Annotated in this window: 9 protein-coding genes, 1 pseudogene and 2 CRISPR repeat arrays (1 of these 12 cut by a window edge); of the genes and pseudogenes, 5 read left to right on the top strand and 5 right to left on the bottom strand. The window is 70.8% G+C overall.

All coding sequences use genetic code 11. The annotated features are described in order from the left end of the window. Positions 1-20 precede the first annotated feature (20 nt). Positions 21-2,870: a CRISPR-associated helicase Cas3' gene (cas3, locus tag ACN27G_RS09725; protein WP_421492449.1), complete on the bottom strand. Its 2,850-nt coding sequence runs from the start codon at positions 2,868-2,870 to the stop codon at positions 21-23. Further along, on the bottom strand, positions 2,867-4,975 hold the full coding sequence (locus ACN27G_RS09720) for a UvrD-helicase domain-containing protein (protein WP_421492448.1): 2,109 nt from the start codon (positions 4,973-4,975) through the stop codon (positions 2,867-2,869). The genes cas3 and ACN27G_RS09720 overlap by 4 nt, the downstream gene beginning before the upstream one ends. Before the next feature lie 321 nt (positions 4,976-5,296). On the opposite strand from ACN27G_RS09720, the gene ACN27G_RS09715 reads away from it, so the two are divergent. Beyond that, positions 5,297-6,529 carry a protein kinase domain-containing protein gene (locus ACN27G_RS09715; protein WP_421492447.1) on the top strand — a complete coding sequence of 411 codons (1,233 nt, stop codon included), beginning with the start codon at positions 5,297-5,299 and terminating at the stop codon, positions 6,527-6,529. Here ACN27G_RS09715 and ACN27G_RS09710 read toward each other — a convergent pair. Both ACN27G_RS09710 and ACN27G_RS09705 read right to left on the bottom strand, forming a co-directional pair. After that, positions 6,468-7,175, bottom strand: a complete 708-nt coding sequence (locus tag ACN27G_RS09710; RefSeq protein ID WP_421492446.1) for a hypothetical protein — start codon at positions 7,173-7,175, stop codon at positions 6,468-6,470. The two genes, ACN27G_RS09715 and ACN27G_RS09710, sit on opposite strands and share 62 nt — an antisense overlap. 47 nt (positions 7,176-7,222) lie before the next feature. Continuing rightward, on the bottom strand, positions 7,223-7,396 hold the full coding sequence (locus tag ACN27G_RS09705) for a hypothetical protein (protein ID WP_421492445.1): 174 nt from the start codon (positions 7,394-7,396) through the stop codon (positions 7,223-7,225). A gap of 95 nt (positions 7,397-7,491) precedes the next feature. Between ACN27G_RS09705 and ACN27G_RS09700 the strand changes: the two genes are divergently transcribed. From ACN27G_RS09700 to ACN27G_RS09690, 3 genes are all read left to right on the top strand, one after another. After that, complete coding sequence (locus tag ACN27G_RS09700; protein ID WP_421492444.1) at positions 7,492-9,600, top strand: N-6 DNA methylase; 2,109 nt, start codon at positions 7,492-7,494, stop codon at positions 9,598-9,600. Between the two features lie 189 nt (positions 9,601-9,789). Next, positions 9,790-10,842, top strand: a complete 1,053-nt coding sequence (locus tag ACN27G_RS09695; protein WP_421492443.1) for an asparaginase — start codon at positions 9,790-9,792, stop codon at positions 10,840-10,842. Then, positions 10,835-11,305: a PPC domain-containing DNA-binding protein gene (locus tag ACN27G_RS09690; RefSeq protein ID WP_421492442.1), complete on the top strand. Its 471-nt coding sequence runs from the start codon at positions 10,835-10,837 to the stop codon at positions 11,303-11,305. Before ACN27G_RS09695 ends, ACN27G_RS09690 begins: the two co-directional genes overlap by 8 nt. Before the next feature lie 513 nt (positions 11,306-11,818). Continuing rightward, a CRISPR array of direct repeats spans positions 11,819-14,042; the repeat unit is 28 nt; unit sequence GGATCACCCCCGCGTGCGCGGGGAGCAG. A 39-nt stretch (positions 14,043-14,081) separates the two neighbouring features. Here ACN27G_RS09690 and ACN27G_RS09685 read toward each other — a convergent pair. Next, positions 14,082-15,316: pseudogene (locus ACN27G_RS09685) on the bottom strand (IS3 family transposase). 316 nt (positions 15,317-15,632) lie between these two features. Between ACN27G_RS09685 and ACN27G_RS09680 the strand changes: the two are divergent. Further along, a complete protein-coding gene (locus tag ACN27G_RS09680; RefSeq protein WP_421492441.1) occupies positions 15,633-16,730 on the top strand; it encodes an IS630 family transposase in 1,098 nt (365 codons plus the stop codon). A gap of 9 nt (positions 16,731-16,739) precedes the next feature. Beyond that, positions 16,740-16,764: a CRISPR direct-repeat array (repeat unit 28 nt); it runs 675 nt beyond the window's last position.

The raw sequence follows: 16,764 nt of genomic DNA, 5'->3' as shown, positions 1-16,764 counted from the left end.
CCTTTGGTGATCGGGTGGACTCAGGTGGCGGCGCGGCTGACGCGCAGCCCCTCGTCCGGGTCGTAGTGCAGGTCGAAGCCGGCGACCGTGGCGCAGCCGTCCATGTCGACGTCGAGCACGAGTTCACCGGCGAGCCAAGGGCTCTCCTGCCATGCGCCCAGGTCGACCCGCCGCTCCAGCTCGGCGAGGACCTCGTCGATCTCGTCGGCGGCGGTCATCGCGCGCGGCAGCGGCAGGGTGCACCGGGCGACGAGCCGGGGCAGGGGGCGGCGCGGGACGCTGCCGGTCGGCACCGGGGTTCCGCCGCCGTCGATCCAGGGCGGCAGGATCAGGCCGGCTGGTGTGCGTACCAGGAGGAGGACCTCGAGGGAGTCGGAGTCGGTGTCGCGGACGTGGCCCTGCGCCACGCGGTCGTCCGCGTCGCCGACGCCGCCGGAGAGCCAGCCGATCAGCGGCGCCCCGGGCTCGCCGACGCCGGCCAGCCGGAAGCCGTCGGCCTTCAACCCCTTGGTGATGATCTCCTCGTGCTGTTTCGCCTCCGCCTCGCGCATCACCGGCTGCCAGGCGGGCGGGCCGACCGGAGCGTCGCCGTAGGCGGTCTGGGTGAGCGGCGCGATGTCGGCGGGCAGCCGCAGCGGCGCGCCGCCGTCCAGGTGCGGCAGCAGCACGGCGGCGCTGCGCAGCAGTGCGGCCGGCTGGTAGACCCGGCGGGAGCCGGCGACCGGTTGTGGTGGTGCGGTCGTCCAGTCGGCGCCGGTGATCCAGCAGGTGGCGGTCGCGAGCCGGGCGGGGCGGCGGTCCCGGGGATGGCGGTGCAGCCGGCCGATGCGTTGCAGCACGAGGTCGACCGGGGCGAGGTCGGTGACGAGCAGGTCGAAGTCGATGTCGAGGGACTGTTCGGCGACCTGGCTGGCCACCACCACGTGCCGGTGTGGCCGGGTGCCGGCGCCGGGTGGCCCGAACGTGTCGCGCAGCCAGGTGTCCTTGGCGGCCCGGTCGATCGCCATGAAGCGGGAGTGCGCCACCGAGACCGGGGTGTCGGGGCCGAGGGTGGCGCGCAACGTGGCGGCGGTCTCCTGGACCCGGGCCACGGTGTTGCGGATGACGAGCGCGCAGCCGCCGTCGGTCAACCGCTCGCGGAGCAGTTCCACCAGTGCGGGCAGTTCGTCGGGGAGGCGGCGCAGCGTCACCTCGACGCCCCGCCCGGAGTCGGCGCAGCTCGTGGCGGCGGCGCCCCGCCCGGCGGCGGAGGCGGTGACCAGGGGATATCGCAGGTCGTCGCGAAGCTCGGCGTAGGGGTCGATCCTGGGCTTGCCGCGGTCGCGCCAGGTGGGCGGTGGCGGCGGACCGAGCCGGCCGGCGTCGTAGGCGGCCATCAGCTCGGCCCGGCGCCGCGCCGGCAGGGTCGCGGAGAGCACGACCACGGGTACGCCGTACGCGCCCAGCCACTCCAACGCCCGGTCGAGGAACCGGCCCATGTAGACGTCGTACGCGTGTGCCTCGTCGACCACGACGACCTTGCCGGCGAGCCCCAGGTGGCGTAGCACCAGGTGCTTGCTGCGCAGCGCGGCGAAGAGGAGCTGGTCGATGGTGCCGACGACGAAACTGGAGAGCATGGTCCGCTTCGACCCGGCGAGCCAGACGTGCACGCCGATGTCGGCGCCCCCGTCGTCCTCGGCGATGCCGCTGGGCAGCAGCGTCGTCCGCAGGTGGTCGTAGTCGGGGTTGAGCGCGGCCTTGCCGTGCGCGAGCCGCACGTCGCGGGCGCCCCGGCCGGGCTGGGCGTCGGGCAGCCGGCGCAGCCAGCCGAGCATGCGGTTGAACATGGCGTCGCTGGTGGCCCGGGTCGGCAGCGCCAGGTAGCAGCCGGAGAGCCCGCCGCGCCGGGCGACGATCTCCACCGCGGCCAGGGCCGCTTCGGTCTTCCCCTCCCCCATCGCCGCCTCGACGATCATCATGCCGGGCAGCGGCATCGTCGCGGCCAGCTCGGCGACGGTGCGCTGCACGGGGCGCGGCACCGCACCGGCGGGCAGCGCGAAACGTGACCCGAACAGTTCGTCGACGCCCGGTGGGGCGGCGGCGGGCTGCCAGGGTGCGGGTAGGTCGAGCAGGTCCCAGCCGGTGTGCAGCCGGTCGGCGTCGGTGCGGTCCAGCACGTACGGGAAGAACTCCTCGTTGCTGGCGATCCAGTCGGCGACGATGACGAGGCCGGTGAGGAGTGCCTGCACGGGCTGGGACAGCGGCACGCCGCTCCACTCGACGAGCCGCTCGCCGGCCCCCGACCGCTCCGCCATCCAGGTCAGCAGCTCCTGCTGGACCTGCCGCCAGGCGGTGTCGCCGAGCAGGTGGGGTCGCACCCGCACGTTGGAGAGTCCCTGGTCGGTCGGGGGGACGCCGTGGTGGCCGCCGACGATCACCGAGACGGGGTGCGGGTCGAGCCAGTCCCGCTCCTGGAGCCAGTCCGCCAGCACCAGGTGCCCGGCGGTGGCGTGCGGGGCGTAGCGGCGGTCGGCGCGGATCAGGTCGGGCTGGTAGCCGAGCCCTCGGTCCGCCATCCGCCGCGCCAGCGCGTACGCCTGGCAGGCGAAGGCGGGGGTGGCCTTGCCGATGTCGTGCACCCCGGCGACCCAGACGGCCAGGGTGCGGCCGTCGGCGTCACCGCCGGGCAGTTCGTCGGCGATCCGGTGCCGGACCGCCCGGCCGAGCCAGTGGTCCCAGAGTTCACCGGCGACGTCGGCGGCGTCGGCCAGGTGTCGCCAGAGTGGCAGCCAGCCGACCGGGGAGGTGCCCCGGCGGTCGGTCTTGCCCCAGACCGAGCGGGCCGCCTCGCCCAGTCCGGGTCCGGCGCCGACGCCCGGACGGGTGATCATCGGCTCACCGCCGGCAGCAGCGGGCTGGGGGTGCCGCTGTGCGAGAGATAGAGCACGTCGCGGGCGCGGGTCAGGGCGACGAAGAGCAGGCAGCGTTCGCGTTGCAGGTCCTGCCGGTGCGCGTGCGGGTCCTCGGCCGCCGAGGTGAGCGCGTGCGGCGCCGGCAGTACGCCCGCGTCCAGGCCGACGACCGCGAGGCACTGGAACTCCAGCCCCTTCATCCGGTGCATGGTCGACACCCGCACCCCGTCGGTGTCCCGCTTGTCGTCGGCGACCGGGATGTGGGCGTCGGCCAGGATCCGGCTGACGGCTCTGACGAGCTGGGTGGTGCGGACGGCGACGCCGACGGCGTGCGGCTCGACGCCCTGGTCCAGCCAGGTCCCCACCCGCTCGATCAACGCGTCGCACTCGCCGTCGCGGCTGCGGTGGGCGACGAGTTCGGGTACGCCGCCCCGGGTGATCGAGCGGTAGCCCCGCAGCGTGTCGTCCTGCCCGTCCAGGCCGACGGTGGCGTCACCGCCGAGGACCTTGACGGACAGGTCCAGGATCTCGTGGGTGGTGCGGTAGTTGACGGTGAGCCGCCGGGTCCGGCCCCGGACCTCGATGCCGAGCTGCGCCAGCGACACGTGACTGTCGTAGATCCGCTGGTAGGGGTCGGCGAGCAGGAACATGTCGTTCGGCCCCGGCGCGACGAGCGCGCGCAGCAGGCGCCACTGTGCCGGGTGCAGGTCCTGCCCTTCGTCCACGACGACGTGCCGGTAGGGCGCGGCTGAGCGGCGGACGATCGCGGCGGCCTCGTCGGCGAGTTGGGTGTGGGTGCGCAGCCGCCGCTTCGCCAGCTCCCGCACCACACCGTCGATCGCGGTCCAGACCTGCTCGCGCTGGGCGGCCCGCAGGCGCGCGCCGCGTCCCTTGCGCGACGCCTCCCGGTACGCCTCCAGGGTGGTCACCTGCTGGGCCAGGATCACCTGCTCCCACTCGTAGCGGAGGAAGGCGGGGCTGTAGGTGGTGACCTGGCCGGCGCGGTCGAGGAGGGTGGGCCCGTTCTTCGCGGCGGCCTCCCACAGCTGGTCGACGACCTCGCTCTCGGCCACCCCGACCTTCCCGCCCTGCCGGGCGACGATCTCGTAGGCGAGCTTGTCGACGCTGATCACGTCGATCCGGGACCGCACCGCCGGGTCGGTGCTGAGCCGGTCGAGCTGCCTGGTCAGGGCTTCGGCGAGCGCCCGGGTGAAGGTGGTCAGCAGCAGCTTTCCCCCGTCCGGCAGCCGCTCGGCGAGGTAGACCGCCCGGTGCAGGCCGGTCACCGTCTTTCCGGTGCCGGCGCTGCCGATCACCAGCGCCGGACCGCTGTAGCTGGGGCGGTAGGCGACGTCCCGCTGTGTCGGGTGCAGGAAGGTGCGCCACACGTCGAACGGGTGGGCGAGGATGGCGGCGAGTTCGATCGGGCCGGAGACGAAGGCGATCCGTTCCGGCGTACGGCGCGCGGCGGTCAGCAGGTCGTCGGTGTCCACCTTCCCGGACACGATCCGGTCGGCCAGCTCCGCCCAGACCTCCTCGACGGGCATCCCGCTGGCCAGGCCGCGCAGGACGTCGAGCTGCGCCTCCGGCAGCCGCCCGGCGAGGCTCTCCAACTGCTTGTCGTTGGCGATGACCCGCAGCAGCGGCACCAGGCTCTCGTCCACGCCGAGCCGTAGGAGGTCGGCTGTCGAGACCCGGTCGAAGAGCCCGCCGTCGCGCGGCTGCGCCGGTGCGCTGCGGGCGAACTCCTCGATGCCCGCCTCGTCGCGCATCTCCAGCACGCCGAGCGTCTGGTTGACGGTGAACCGGCGGCTCACCGCGAAGGCGTTGGCGTCGTCGTGCGGCAGGACGTTGAGCAGGGCGTACTTCTCCGCGCCGAGGGCGAGCACCACGCCCCGGTAGAACCGGTCGATCCGCATCGTGCGGATGTTGGGGTCGCGGGCGCCGGTCAGCTTCTCCAGGTGCAGGCCGGCGTGGGTGTGCGCGGCGAACTTGCCGATGGCGGCGTCGACGGCGCGCTGCACCCGACGTTGCAGCCTGGCGTAGGCGGGCAGGAATTCCCGACCGATGGCCAACTCGGCCATGGCATCCCCCATCGGCTGTGCCCGGGATCGAAGCCGGGCATTTCATCGAACTGTCGCGATCCGGACACGCTGGACCGCGCCGATCGCCCACCATGGTCGGAGCCAACGCGAGACCAGCCCGCGACCGGCCACAGTGAATCACTTTGTGAATCGGCTTTGCAAGTCCTCTTTCGTGTCTGGAGTTTACGACTTCGGGTCGACCCCGGCCAACCGATGGCGCGTGAAAGCGAGAAGGTCGGCCGCTATGCTGACCCGGTGGTCCCTGGCACGAGCCTCAAAGACCGATACAGGCTGGGCCGGTTTCCCTTGCCACACAGGGGAATGGCCGAGGTCTGGCCCGCCCGGGACACCCTGCTCGACCGTCCCGTCGTCGTGAAGGTCGTCAACGCCGCCGGGCTGAACGCCGAGCTGGTGCGCCGGATCCGCCGCGAGGCCCTGCTGACCGCCCGGCTCGACCATCCGGGCGTGCCGGCCATCCACGACCTCGGCGAGTACGACGGCCGGCCCTACGTCGTACTCGAGAAGATCGACGGGATCGACCTCGCCGACCTCGTCGCGGAAAACTCCCCCCTGCCGATCGGCTGGGTCGCGGCGATCGGGGCGCAGATCTGCGGCGTCCTGCTCGCCGCCGCCCGGATCGGCCTGGTACACCGGGACATCAAGCCGAGCAACGTCATGCTGGACCGCAGCGGCGCGGTCAAGGTGCTCGACTTCGGCCTGGCGGCCATCCACGACGACGACCGCTACTCGCGGATCACGCAGTCCGGGCAGAGCCTCGGCACCGTCGGCTACATGGCCCCCGAGCAGGTCGACGGCAAGCAGACCGACCACCGCACCGACCTCTACGGCCTGGGAGCGACCCTCTTCGACCTGCTCACCGGCCGCCCGCCGTTCGAGGATGCCACCACCACGACGACGCTGCGGCGCCAGATGCGGCACCCGCCGCCGCGTCCGGCCGACCGGCGGCCGGAGGTCCCCGCCGCCCTCGACGACCTGGTGCACGCGCTGTTGTCGATCGACCCCGAGGACCGTCCGTCCCACGCCGCCGACGTCTACGCGGTGCTGGCCCCGCTCTCCCGGGACCTGCCGGAGATCCCCGGACTGCTCACCGAGGACGCCGCGGCGGTGCGGGCCTACGCCGCCATCGTGGGGCGGATCCCACAGCAGGCCCGCCCGGCGACGGCGGCGACCGCCGGGCGGACCGGACCCGACGCGGAGCCGAGCGTCGCGGACGGGGAACGGCTCTACGCCGCCGGCGAGTTCCGGGCCGCCGCCCGGCACTGGCGGCAGCTCGCCGACCGCCAGGCCGAGCAGCGCGGCGAGGACGATCCCCTGGTCTTCGACCTCCGGCTGCGGGCCGCCCGCGCCCACGTCGCGCTCGGCGAGCACGACCGGGCGGCACGGCAGCTCCAGTCGCTGCTCCAGGACCGGATCCGGGTCGACGGCCCGGAGCACCCCGCCGTACGGGAGCTGCGCCAGGAGATCGCCCGACTCAGCTCGGACCGGCCGGAACCACCCCGCCCCTCCCGACCCACCTCCGGGGCGGATCACTGAATCTCCGGGGCAGCAACACCGCCTTCTGCTCCGGAAAACGATCTCCGCCGTAGTGGAAGATCCGGGCGCAGTTCTGCCCGCGCGTCTCGGTCGTCAGGGCTCGCCCGGCCAGTCGTGAATACATGGTGCGGTGCTTCAGCCACGCCGCCTCCTCGCCGTGCCGGTCGAAGCCACGCCCGCTCGCCGCGTGCCCGAGCACGTCGTGGACGGCCCGGAACATGTCGTTCTCCCCGTCGCTGAGGTAGGGGTGCTGGTTGCCGCCTGCCGCGCTGGCCCAGACCCTCAACCGGTGGTGGCGCACGTCGTCCACCATCGACGCCACGTCCGGGTACGGGTCCTCGTCGACGATCCGCACCGCCACGCCCAGACCGCCGAACTCGACCCGCCCGACCAGGAAGTGGTACTGCCGCACCGTCTCGCGGCAGAAGGCGGCGTAGGCGGGATAGGCGCGCTCGTCCCGCCGGGGTGCCGCGACGTAGGCGTCCGCGACGGCGGCACCGACGTCGGGGTCAAGGCGCACTCGCGCGTACGCGTCGGGTGTGGTGTCGTCGGCCCGGCCGACGGCGATCCGGCGTGCCCCCCGAGCCGCGTACGCGACCGGCGGGAAGCTCGACGACTGGGCGGTTGGCGGCTCGGGTACGAGCAAGGGTGTTCATGGTCCTCCTCAGGTCGACGGGATGGCTGCGAATCTGGTCAGCGAGCGGTCGAGGCCGCCGGTCCGGCATGCGGGGGCGTCGTCCCCGTGCCGGCCCGGGTCTGCTGCTCGCGCCGCAGCAACTCGCCGAGCATCCGGATCTCGGACACCCTGCGGTCCTGATGGATCTTCGCGATCTTTCCGATGGTGGTGCTACGCCCCCGACGTGACATCGGCCCCTCCCATGGCGTTGTGAATCGGCATTCGCAAGCAAGGTAGACCATGTGAACACTGCACACAAGGGGCTATGGCGTGATAGCGTTCACGCGTGACGAGAGAGCCGAGCACGGCCCCCCGCGAGGCCACCCTGACCGCCAGCGGCATCGCCCGGCTGGCCAACGTCGGCAGGGCGGCCGTGAGCAACTGGCGCCGCCGCTATGCCGACTTCCCGACACCCGTGGGCGGCACCCCGACGAGCCCGTCCTTCGACGCCCGCGAGATCACCGAGTGGCTACGCCGGCACGGCCGACTACACGAGGCCGGCATCGAGCAGTGGGCCTGGCGGCACATCGAGAGCTACCAGCCGGCGGCGCAGATCAGCGACGTGCTCGGCATCGCCGGGGCGCTGCTGCTCGTCCGTACCGACCAGGCGCGGAACGACGGCGGCGCCGGCGGCCTGCCGACCCCGAAACAGCTCGCCACCCGGCTGCGCGCCCTCGACCCCGGCCTGGCCGACCTGGTCGGAGCGCGGCTGCCGAAGCAGTGGGACGCGCAGCTCGACACCGTGTTGCGCACCGTCGACCAGCTCGGCGCCGAACAGGGCACCGAGACAGCCTTCGAATACCTGCACGGCCAGTACGTGACCTCGGCCCAGTCGCTCTCCGGCCTCGCCGGCACGCCGCACGCCGTCGCCGAGGTGATGCTCGCGCTCGCCGGCACCGGAGCCCGGATCTTCGACTTCACCAGCGGCACCGGCTCGATCCTGCGGATGGCCGCCGACCGCGCCCTGGCCACCGGCACCACCACCCGCTGCCACGCCCAGGAGATCAACCCCCAGTACGCCCTGATCACCCTGCTGCGGCTCTGGTTCGTGCACCTGCGCGCCCGGCACGCCGGCATCGACGCCGAGCCGCCCGTCGTACACGTGGGTGACAGCCTGCTCGCCGACGCCCTGCCCGAGCTGCGGGCCGACGTCGTCGTGGCCAACTTTCCGTTCGGCATCCACGACTGGGGGCACGACCGCCTCGCCTACGATCCACGCTGGACCTACGGGCTGCCGCCCCGCACCGAACCCGAGCTCGCCTGGGTGCAGCACGCCCTGTCCCACCTCTCCCCCACCGGCACCGCCGTGGTGCTGATGCCGCCGGCCGCCGCGTCACGCCCCGCCGGCCGCCGGATCCGCGCCGAGCTGATCCGGCACGGAGTCCTGCGCGCGGTCGTCGCCCTCCCCGCCGGCCTGATGCCGCCGACCGGCATCGGACTGCACGTCTGGGTCCTCACCCAGCCCGATGCCCGGCAGCCGCGCGCCGGAGAGGTGCTGATGGTCGACACGACGAGCGCGTCCGCACGCCGGCCACTGCCCGAGATCGTCGGCACGGCCTGGGCGGCGTACCGGTCCGAGCACTACACGGAACTGGCCGGCGTGCACCGCGCCGTCCCCGCCATCGACCTGCTCGACGACCAGGTCGATGTGACGCCGCAACGCCACCTGCCACAGGCGGGCGAACTCGCACCCGACCCGGCACAGACCCTCGGCAGGATCGACGAGTTCGGCAACCTTCTCGACCAGGTGCGGCGCAGCCTCCCCGCCGTCGGGGAGGCGCGGACGGCACCGCTGCGCGAAGCCCCGCACGCCGACATCGCCGACCTGATCCGGTCCGGCAGCATCACCGTGCAGCGCGCCGCCTCCCGCAGCCGATCGGCCAGCATCACCGTGCTGACCGCCGCCGACATCCTCTCCGGTGGCCCGGCCACCGGCTCCGCCGCCCGCGCCACCGACGAGGGGCCGGAGACCCGGGTACGCCCCGGCGACATCCTCGTCCCCGCCGTCGGACACCGGATCAACGCCCGGGTCGCCACCCCGGAGCAGGTCGGCGCCGAACTCGGCCCCGGCACCCAACTCGTACGCGTCGACACGACCCGCTTCGACCCATGGTTCGTCGCCGGGGTCATCTCCCGGACGGACAACGCGCGGATAGCCGGCCGCGCCTCCAGCACCGCCAACGGTGCCCTGCGCATCGACATCAGACGGCTGACGATTCCGGTGATGCCGCTCGACCAGCAGCAGGCGTACGGGCAGGCGTTCCGGCAGCTCGTCGAGTTTCGGATCATGTTGGAGCGGGCTGCGGCGAGCGGTGCCGTGCTGGCCCGCGAGATCGCCGACGGCCTGACCGGCGGTGCCCTCACCCTGAGGCCAGCCCCATCTCCTGCACGATGACAGCTTTTGGGAGTCTGCGTGCGGCCCTCGACCTAGCTGGGCGGCCGGGGCCGGAGCCGTCTCCTCTGCCTCGACGGCGTCGACCAGGCGTGCCGGTTCGTCGGCACGCTGCCGTAATAGGCTCCCCGCACCAATCCACGAGCCGGAAGGGTCCCCGTGTCCGCGATCCCGACAACGTCCGAACCACGGGTGGTGGTGTTCGGCCTCGGCGGCACCATCGCCATGACCAGCAGCAACGGCGGCGCGGTGAGCCCCACCCTGTCTGCCCGGCAGCTCATCGACGCCGTTCCCGGGCTCGCCGGGACCGGAATCCAGCTCGAGGTGGTGGACTTCCGCCGCCGACCCGGCGCGTCCCTCACCTTCGCCGACATCACCGAACTCGCCAGCAGCACGACGGACGTGTTGGCCGGCGAGGCGACCGGGGTTGTGGTCACCCAGGGCACCGACACGATCGAGGAGACCGCCTACCTGCTCGACCTGCTGCACCAGCGCCCCGAACCGATCGTCGTCACCGGAGCGATGCGCAACCCCACCCTGGCCAGCGCCGACGGGCCCGCCAACCTCCTCGCCGCCATCCACACCGCCGCCGCCCCGCACGCGCGCGAACAGGGCTGCCTCGTCGTCCTCGCCGACGAGATCCACGCCGCCCGCTGGGTCAGCAAGACCCACTCCACCAGCGGCGCCACCTTCCGATCCCTCGACAGCGGCCCGCTCGGCTACGTCCTGGAAGGCGAGGTGCGGATGCTCACCGGGGTGCCGTACCGGCTCACTGTCCCCGCTCCGCACTCCGGCGGACACGCTCGCGTCGGCCTGCACACGGTCACCCTCGACGACGATCCCACGCTCCTCGACGCCATCGGCGCCCGCGCCGACGGGCTCGTCGTGGCTGGCTTCGGCGTCGGCCACGTCCCCGAACCCCTCGTCGACACCCTCGCCACCCTCGCCCAACGGATTCCGGTCGTCCTCGCCTCCCGCACCCCCGCCGGGCCCACCCTCGCCCGCACCTACGGCTTCCCCGGCTCCGAGCAGGACCTCATCGCGCGCGGCCTGATCCCCGCCGGCTGGCTACACCCCTACAAGGCCCGCATCCTGCTCCGCACCCTCCTCGCCGCCGAAGCGAAACCGCAGGACATCGCCACAGCGATCACCACCGCAGGCGGCCTCGCCGGCCCCACCTCCTGGCCTTGGTCCACGCCTATCAGTAGCGATCATCAACCGGAGGCGAGCACGACGGATGCGTAGCCACGACCTCACTCCCGGCCGCATGATCGGCGTCGTCCTCGACCACGGCGACGACTTCCACACCGCCCTCACCGACGCCTGCCACACCCACGGCATCAAGCAGGGTTACATCCCCATCTTCATCGCAGGGCTCAGCACGGCGAAGCTCGTCGGCACCTGCCAACACCTCGACAACCCCGACGCCCCCGTCTGGTCAAACGTCGACCTCGCCAACATCGAAGCCCTCGGCGGCGGCACCATCGCCTGGGACGACACCACCCAAACAATCAAACCCCACATCCACATCACCGTCGGCCTGAAGGAACACAGCGCCACCGCCCACACCAGCCACCTGCTGGACGCCACTGTGCAGTTCCTCACCGAAATGCTCATCATCGAAATCACCGCGCCAACGATGCACCGCATACCGAACCCCGAGCTCTACGACGTACCACAGCTACGCTTCGGCCAGCCGCCCCAATGAACTCGGTTTACAGAGGGAATACGAGGACGATGCAGCTCTCCCCCGGTGCGCACTCGTGTCTATTCCGGGGATCACTCCGGCGTACGCGGTAGCAGCAGGACAAGCCGCCGCGGAGCCGGCACCAATACGAATCATTCTCGCGTGCGCGGTAGCGCTGCCACCAGCTCAGCCGAATCTATTGGGACGCAGACGCGGCCGTAGAAGTCGGCGGTTGACGGCGTTGGGCGCGGCACCGCCGCCGGACGGTTGTACGACACCGAGGGGGCCGTTGACTCCACTGGTTGGGCCAGGGACACCGGCGCCGGCACGGATCTCGCAACTCCTCTGCCATCGTTTCGGTTCATCAGCCATATCGACTCCAACGCCACCACGCACATGCGCCGACATCGCATCCGGAACGCCGTGCTCTACACGAACGGTGTCAATCCCCTGAAATCGTGGAGGAGGAGTCCGGGGACCCTCCGCGTACGCGCGGAGCAGTGCACCGAGCTGCTCGGTGAGGACGGCTGGTACGGATCACCCCCGCGTGCGCGGGGAGCAGGCCAGGCCGTGGTCCATTAGTTCCAGGAAGAAGGGATCATCCCCGCGTGCGCGGGGAGCAGCGTTCCCATCGCGAGACCTGCTCCTTCATCGACGGATCACCCCCGCGTGCGCGGGGAGCAGGCCGACTCGAACTGAAACCTGGTCATTCCCGCCGGATCACCCCCGCGTGCGAGGGGAGCAGCCTCATCAGGACACCGCCTTCTGCGAAGCCGTGGGATCACCCCCGCGTGCGCGGGGAGCAGCACATCCCGGTCGCGCACTCGGTAGCCTGCTCGGGATCACCCCCGCGTGCGCGGGGAGCAGCGTGTGGCGGGTGGGCTGTCCCACCAGTTGACGGGATCACCCCCGCGTGCGCGGGGAGCAGACACCGTGTGATTCGATCCCGCGATACGGGATGGGATCACCCCCGCGTGCGCGGGGAGCAGGCGGGTGTGGCGAAGTGCGGGCACGCGGTGTGGGGATCACCCCCGCGTGCGCGGGGAGCAGCTACCGGGTTCGGCTTCTACCTTCACGGTCCGAGGATCACCCCCGCGTGCGCGGGGAGCAGATCAGACGCTGGTACTTGGACGATCCCGGGGCGGGATCACCCCCGCGTGCGCGGGGAGCAGGATGACGACTGCCCATCGGTAGATGAGCTGCCCGGATCACCCCCGCGTGCGCGGGGAGCAGTCTGAAGACGGGGCCGTGGTGTGCCCGCACTCGGGATCACCCCCGCGTGCGCGGGGAGCAGTCCGTCACCATGTAGTGATTGCCGGTGACGCTGGGATCACCCCCGCGTGCGCGGGGAGCAGTGGGAGAACTGGGTTCAGATAAATAGTTTCGTCGGATCACCCCCGCGTGCGCGGGGAGCAGAGATGGCAAAGTCGGGCGTTCTGGCGCCAGACGGGATCACCCCCGCGTGCGCGGGGAGCAGGTCCAAGAGATGCGGAAAAATCTGGGCAGCGGCGGATCACCCCCGCGTGCGCGGGGAGCAGCGTGATTACTCGACCACTCCACATCGGTCCATCGGATCACCCCCGCGTGCGCGGGGAGCAGGCCAGAACATCAAGTGAGTTGATTGGTCGTACAGGATCACCCGCGCGTGCGCGGGGAGCAGACCAATGCCAATGAGCCTGAGGCGAGAGTGTATGGATCACCCCCGCGTGCGCGGGGAGCAGACGGATCACACGGTCATACGATTCTGATGGATCGGATCACCCCCGCGTGCGCGGGGAGCAGGCAGCGGTGATAGTGACTGGTCCACCACCACCAGGATCACCCCCGCGTGCGCGGGGAGCAGCTCGATATCAATCCCGTAAACGTAGTCCATGTAGGATCACCCCCGCGTGCGCGGGGAGCAGGTAACCTCACTGGCGAACTGATGGACGTTATTAGGATCACCCCCGCGTGCGCGGGGAGCAGATACCAGGCTTCCTGTGATTGTGTCGCCATTTTGGATCACCCCCGCGTGCGCGGGGAGCAGTTAAGGTCGAGACCAAAAGGAAGTCGCATTTTAGGATCACCCCCGCGTGCGCGGGGAGCAGGATCGTGACTTCCTGCGGCTTTCTTTTCAATCCGGATCACCCCCGCGTGCGCGGGGAGCAGGTCCGCCGGCATAGGCATAACGGGCAGCCTCCCGGATCACCCCCGCGTGCGCGGGGAGCAGCCCACCCTCTGTGCCATTTTCCCGTATAGCGAGGGATCACCCCCGCGTGCGCGGGGAGCAGTGCAAGATCATTGGATTCTGGTTTTGATCCAAAGGATCACCCCCGCGTGCGCGGGGAGCAGGAACTGCTCGACGCTGAAAGTCTGAGTACTCATGGATCACCCCCGCGTGCGCGGGGAGCAGGCCAACTCCCACACCGGACGGCACACTGGTGTCGGATCACCCCCGCGTGCGCGGGGAGCAGCGTAACGCTAAGTTAATGGTGTTATCCGTATCGGGATCACCCCCGCGTGCGCGGGGAGCAGGAACTGTCCTCCGAACTCTTGCCGAAAAGCGACGGATCACCCCCGCGTGCGCGGGGAGCAGGTCACTCGCCAAAATCCCCTTTTGCTCAGCCCAGGATCACCCCCGCGTGCGCGGGGAGCAGCCATCCTCCGATGCTCCATGGTAGCGAGACATGGGATCACCCCCGCGTGCGCGGGGAGCAGACCCCGGTAAGGAATGTTGGTCCCCTCGTAATGGGATCACCCCCGCGTGCGCGGGGAGCAGGACACGGAGTGTCAAGCCCCGGGTTTGGTGGAGAGTTGGTTAGCTGGTTTTCAGGGGTGTGGTGACCGGTTGGGTCATTGCGTGTAGCGTTTCGTGTTCGGCGGGTGGGGCGTGTCCGAGTTCGCCGTGGAGCCGGCGGTTGTTGTACCAGTCGATGTACTCGACGGTGGCCATCTCCAGGTCGTCGAGTCCGCGCCACGGACCTCGGTTGCGGACGAGTTCGGCCTTGTACAGGGAGTTGAACGCCTCGGCCATCGCGTTGTCGTAGGAGTCGCCCTTGGACCCGACCGAGGCGACGGCGCCGGCCTCGGCGAGGCGTTGGCTGTAGCGAATCGCTCGATACTGGACTCCCCGGTCCGAGTGGTGGACCAGTTTGCGCAGGTCGGCGCCCTGGTGTTCGCGGCGCCAGATCGCCATCTTCAACGCGTCGAGCGCCAGATCCGTGTAGAGGCTGGTGGAGACCTGCCAGCCGACGATCATGCGCGAGTACACGTCGAGGACGAACGCGGCGTACACCCAGCCCACGCTGGTGCGCACGTAGGTCAGGTCGGCGACCCACAGCTGGTTTGGCCGCACGGCGGTGAAGTCACGTTTGACCAGGTCAGCAGGGCGTCCGGTCTCGGCGGTGGGCCGGGTCGTACGCGGTGACTTGTCGCGCAACAGCCCGCGCAGTCCCGATTCGCGCATCAGCCGCTCGACGGTGCACCGGGCCACTTCGACGCCTTGGCGGCGCAGCTCGTGCCAGATCTTGCGAGCCCCGTAGACGCCGTAGTTGACCGCGTGAATCTGCTCGATCAGCGCGGTCAACTCCTCATCGCGCCTCGATCGGGCCGAGGCGGGGCGGGTCCTGGCGGCGTAGTAGGTCGACGGTGCGATCTCGGCTGGCGTGCCTTGCAGCGCCCGCAGGACCGGCTGGACACCGTGTTCGACCTTCTGCGAGTCGACGAACGCGACCTTCATCGCGACGGCCGGTCCAACTCGGCCGCGAAGAAAGACGCCGCGGAGCGCAGGATCTGGTTCGCCCGCCGCAGCTCACGATTCTCCCGCTCCAACGCGGCCAGGCGTTCCGCGTCGCTGCTGGTGACGCCCGGACGGTCACCGGCGTCGGTCTCGGCCTTCTTCACCCACCCACGCAACGCCTCGGGATGCACCCCGAGCTGGCCGGCGATCCGCCGGATCGCCCCTACCGCACTGGCGGGATCCCGACGGGCCTCGACCGCCAACCGGGTCGCACGCTCACGCAGCTCATCGTTGTACTTCTTCGGTGCGGGCATCGCTGGAGTTCCTCCCAGGTTTCGATGTCTCCATCAAACCCGGTGCGGGACACCCCCGCGTGCGCGGGGAGCAGCTAGAGGTCAGTATCCGAGACTGTTCGGCGGAAGGATCACCCCCGCGTGCGCGGGGAGCAGACGGAGCTGCCGTACCTTAGGCATCGGAATCGGGGATCACCCCCGCGTGCGCGGGGAGCAGTCGCGGTTTTCCTGACGCGGAGGAGTTGGCGGAGGATCACCCCCGCGTGCGCGGGGAGCAGACGCGTAAAGCCGTACGACCTAGTGTCCTGAGTCGTTAATTCGTTGGTAGATTGCTGGTATGGGTGATGGACGTGGTCCGAAGCTGGCGCCGCTGGAACTGACCGCTGAGGAGAGGGAGGAGTTGCAAGGGCTGGCTCGGCGGCCGAAGACGGCGCAGGCGTTGGCGACGCGGGCGCGGATCGTGCTGGCGTGTGCGGAAGGCCTGTCCAACAGCGAGGTGTCGCGTCGGCTTGGGGTATCGCTGCCGACGGTCGGCAAGTGGCGCAAGCGGTTCGTGGCCGATCGGGTGGACGGGCTGCGCGACGAACCGCGTCCGGGCGCGCCACGGAAGATCGGCGACGCCCAGGTCGAGGCGGTGATCACGAGAACGCTCGAAGAACCACCATCCGATCAGGACAGCCACTGGTCCACCCGGTCCATGGCCAAGGCGGTCGGGCTGAACCAGACCGCGGTTTCGCGGATCTGGCGGGCGTTCGGGCTCAAGCCGCACCTGGTCGACAGTTGGAAGCTGTCGACCGACCCGCTGTTCGTGGACAAGGTCCGCGACATCGTCGGGTTGTACCTGGACCCACCCGAGGCCGCCATGGTCCTCGCCGTGGACGAGAAGTCGCAGATGCAGGCGCTCGATCGGACCGCGCCGATGCTGCCGATGATGCCGGGCGCGCCCGGCCGGGTGACCCATGACTACGTCCGCCACGGCACCACCAGCCTGTTCGCCGCGCTGGACGTGGCCACCGGCAAGGTCATCGGCCAGACGCAGCGCAAACACCGCCACCAGGAGTTCCTGCGCTTCCTGCGCACCATCGACCGGGCAACCCCGCCCGAGCTGGAACTACATCTGGTACTGGACAACTACGCCACCCACAGGACGCCCGCCATCCAGCAGTGGCTGCTCAAACACCCCCGGTTCCACCTGCACTTCACCCCGACCTACTCGTCGTGGCTCAACCTCGTCGAACGCTGGTTCGCCGAACTGACCAACCGCAAACTCCGCCGGTCGGCCCACCGCAGTGTCGCCGCGCTGGAAGCCGACGTAGCCGCCTGGATCGAGGCGTGGAACGTTGACCCCAAACCCTTCGTCTGGACCAAGACGGCTGACGACATCCTCGGAACGATCGCCGCATACTGCCAACGAATTAACGACTCAGGACACTAGGCGCGAGCTGGGATCACCCCCGCGTGCGCGGGGA

The organism is Plantactinospora sp. WMMB334 (genome assembly GCF_049179095.1).
Taxonomy (GTDB): Bacteria; Actinomycetota; Actinomycetes; order Mycobacteriales; family Micromonosporaceae; genus Plantactinospora.
Note: the sequence above shows the minus strand (reverse complement) of the source record. Positions and strands in the feature narration are given on the sequence as shown.

Bases quoted from the DNA above. Each gene is read 5' to 3' on its own strand.
- ACN27G_RS09705 (WP_421492445.1), bottom strand. From the start codon at position 7,396: ATGTCACGTCGGGGGCGTAGCACCACCATCGGAAAGATCGCGAAGATC.
- ACN27G_RS09690 (WP_421492442.1), top strand. From the start codon at position 10,835: ATGCGTAGCCACGACCTCACTCCCGGCCGCATGATCGGCGTCGTCCTC.
- ACN27G_RS09720 (WP_421492448.1), bottom strand. From the start codon at position 4,975: ATGGCCGAGTTGGCCATCGGTCGGGAATTCCTGCCCGCCTACGCCAGG.
- ACN27G_RS09680 (WP_421492441.1), top strand. From the start codon at position 15,633: ATGGGTGATGGACGTGGTCCGAAGCTGGCGCCGCTGGAACTGACCGCT.
- ACN27G_RS09715 (WP_421492447.1), top strand. From the start codon at position 5,297: ATGGCCGAGGTCTGGCCCGCCCGGGACACCCTGCTCGACCGTCCCGTC.
- cas3 (WP_421492449.1), bottom strand. From the start codon at position 2,870: ATGATCACCCGTCCGGGCGTCGGCGCCGGACCCGGACTGGGCGAGGCG.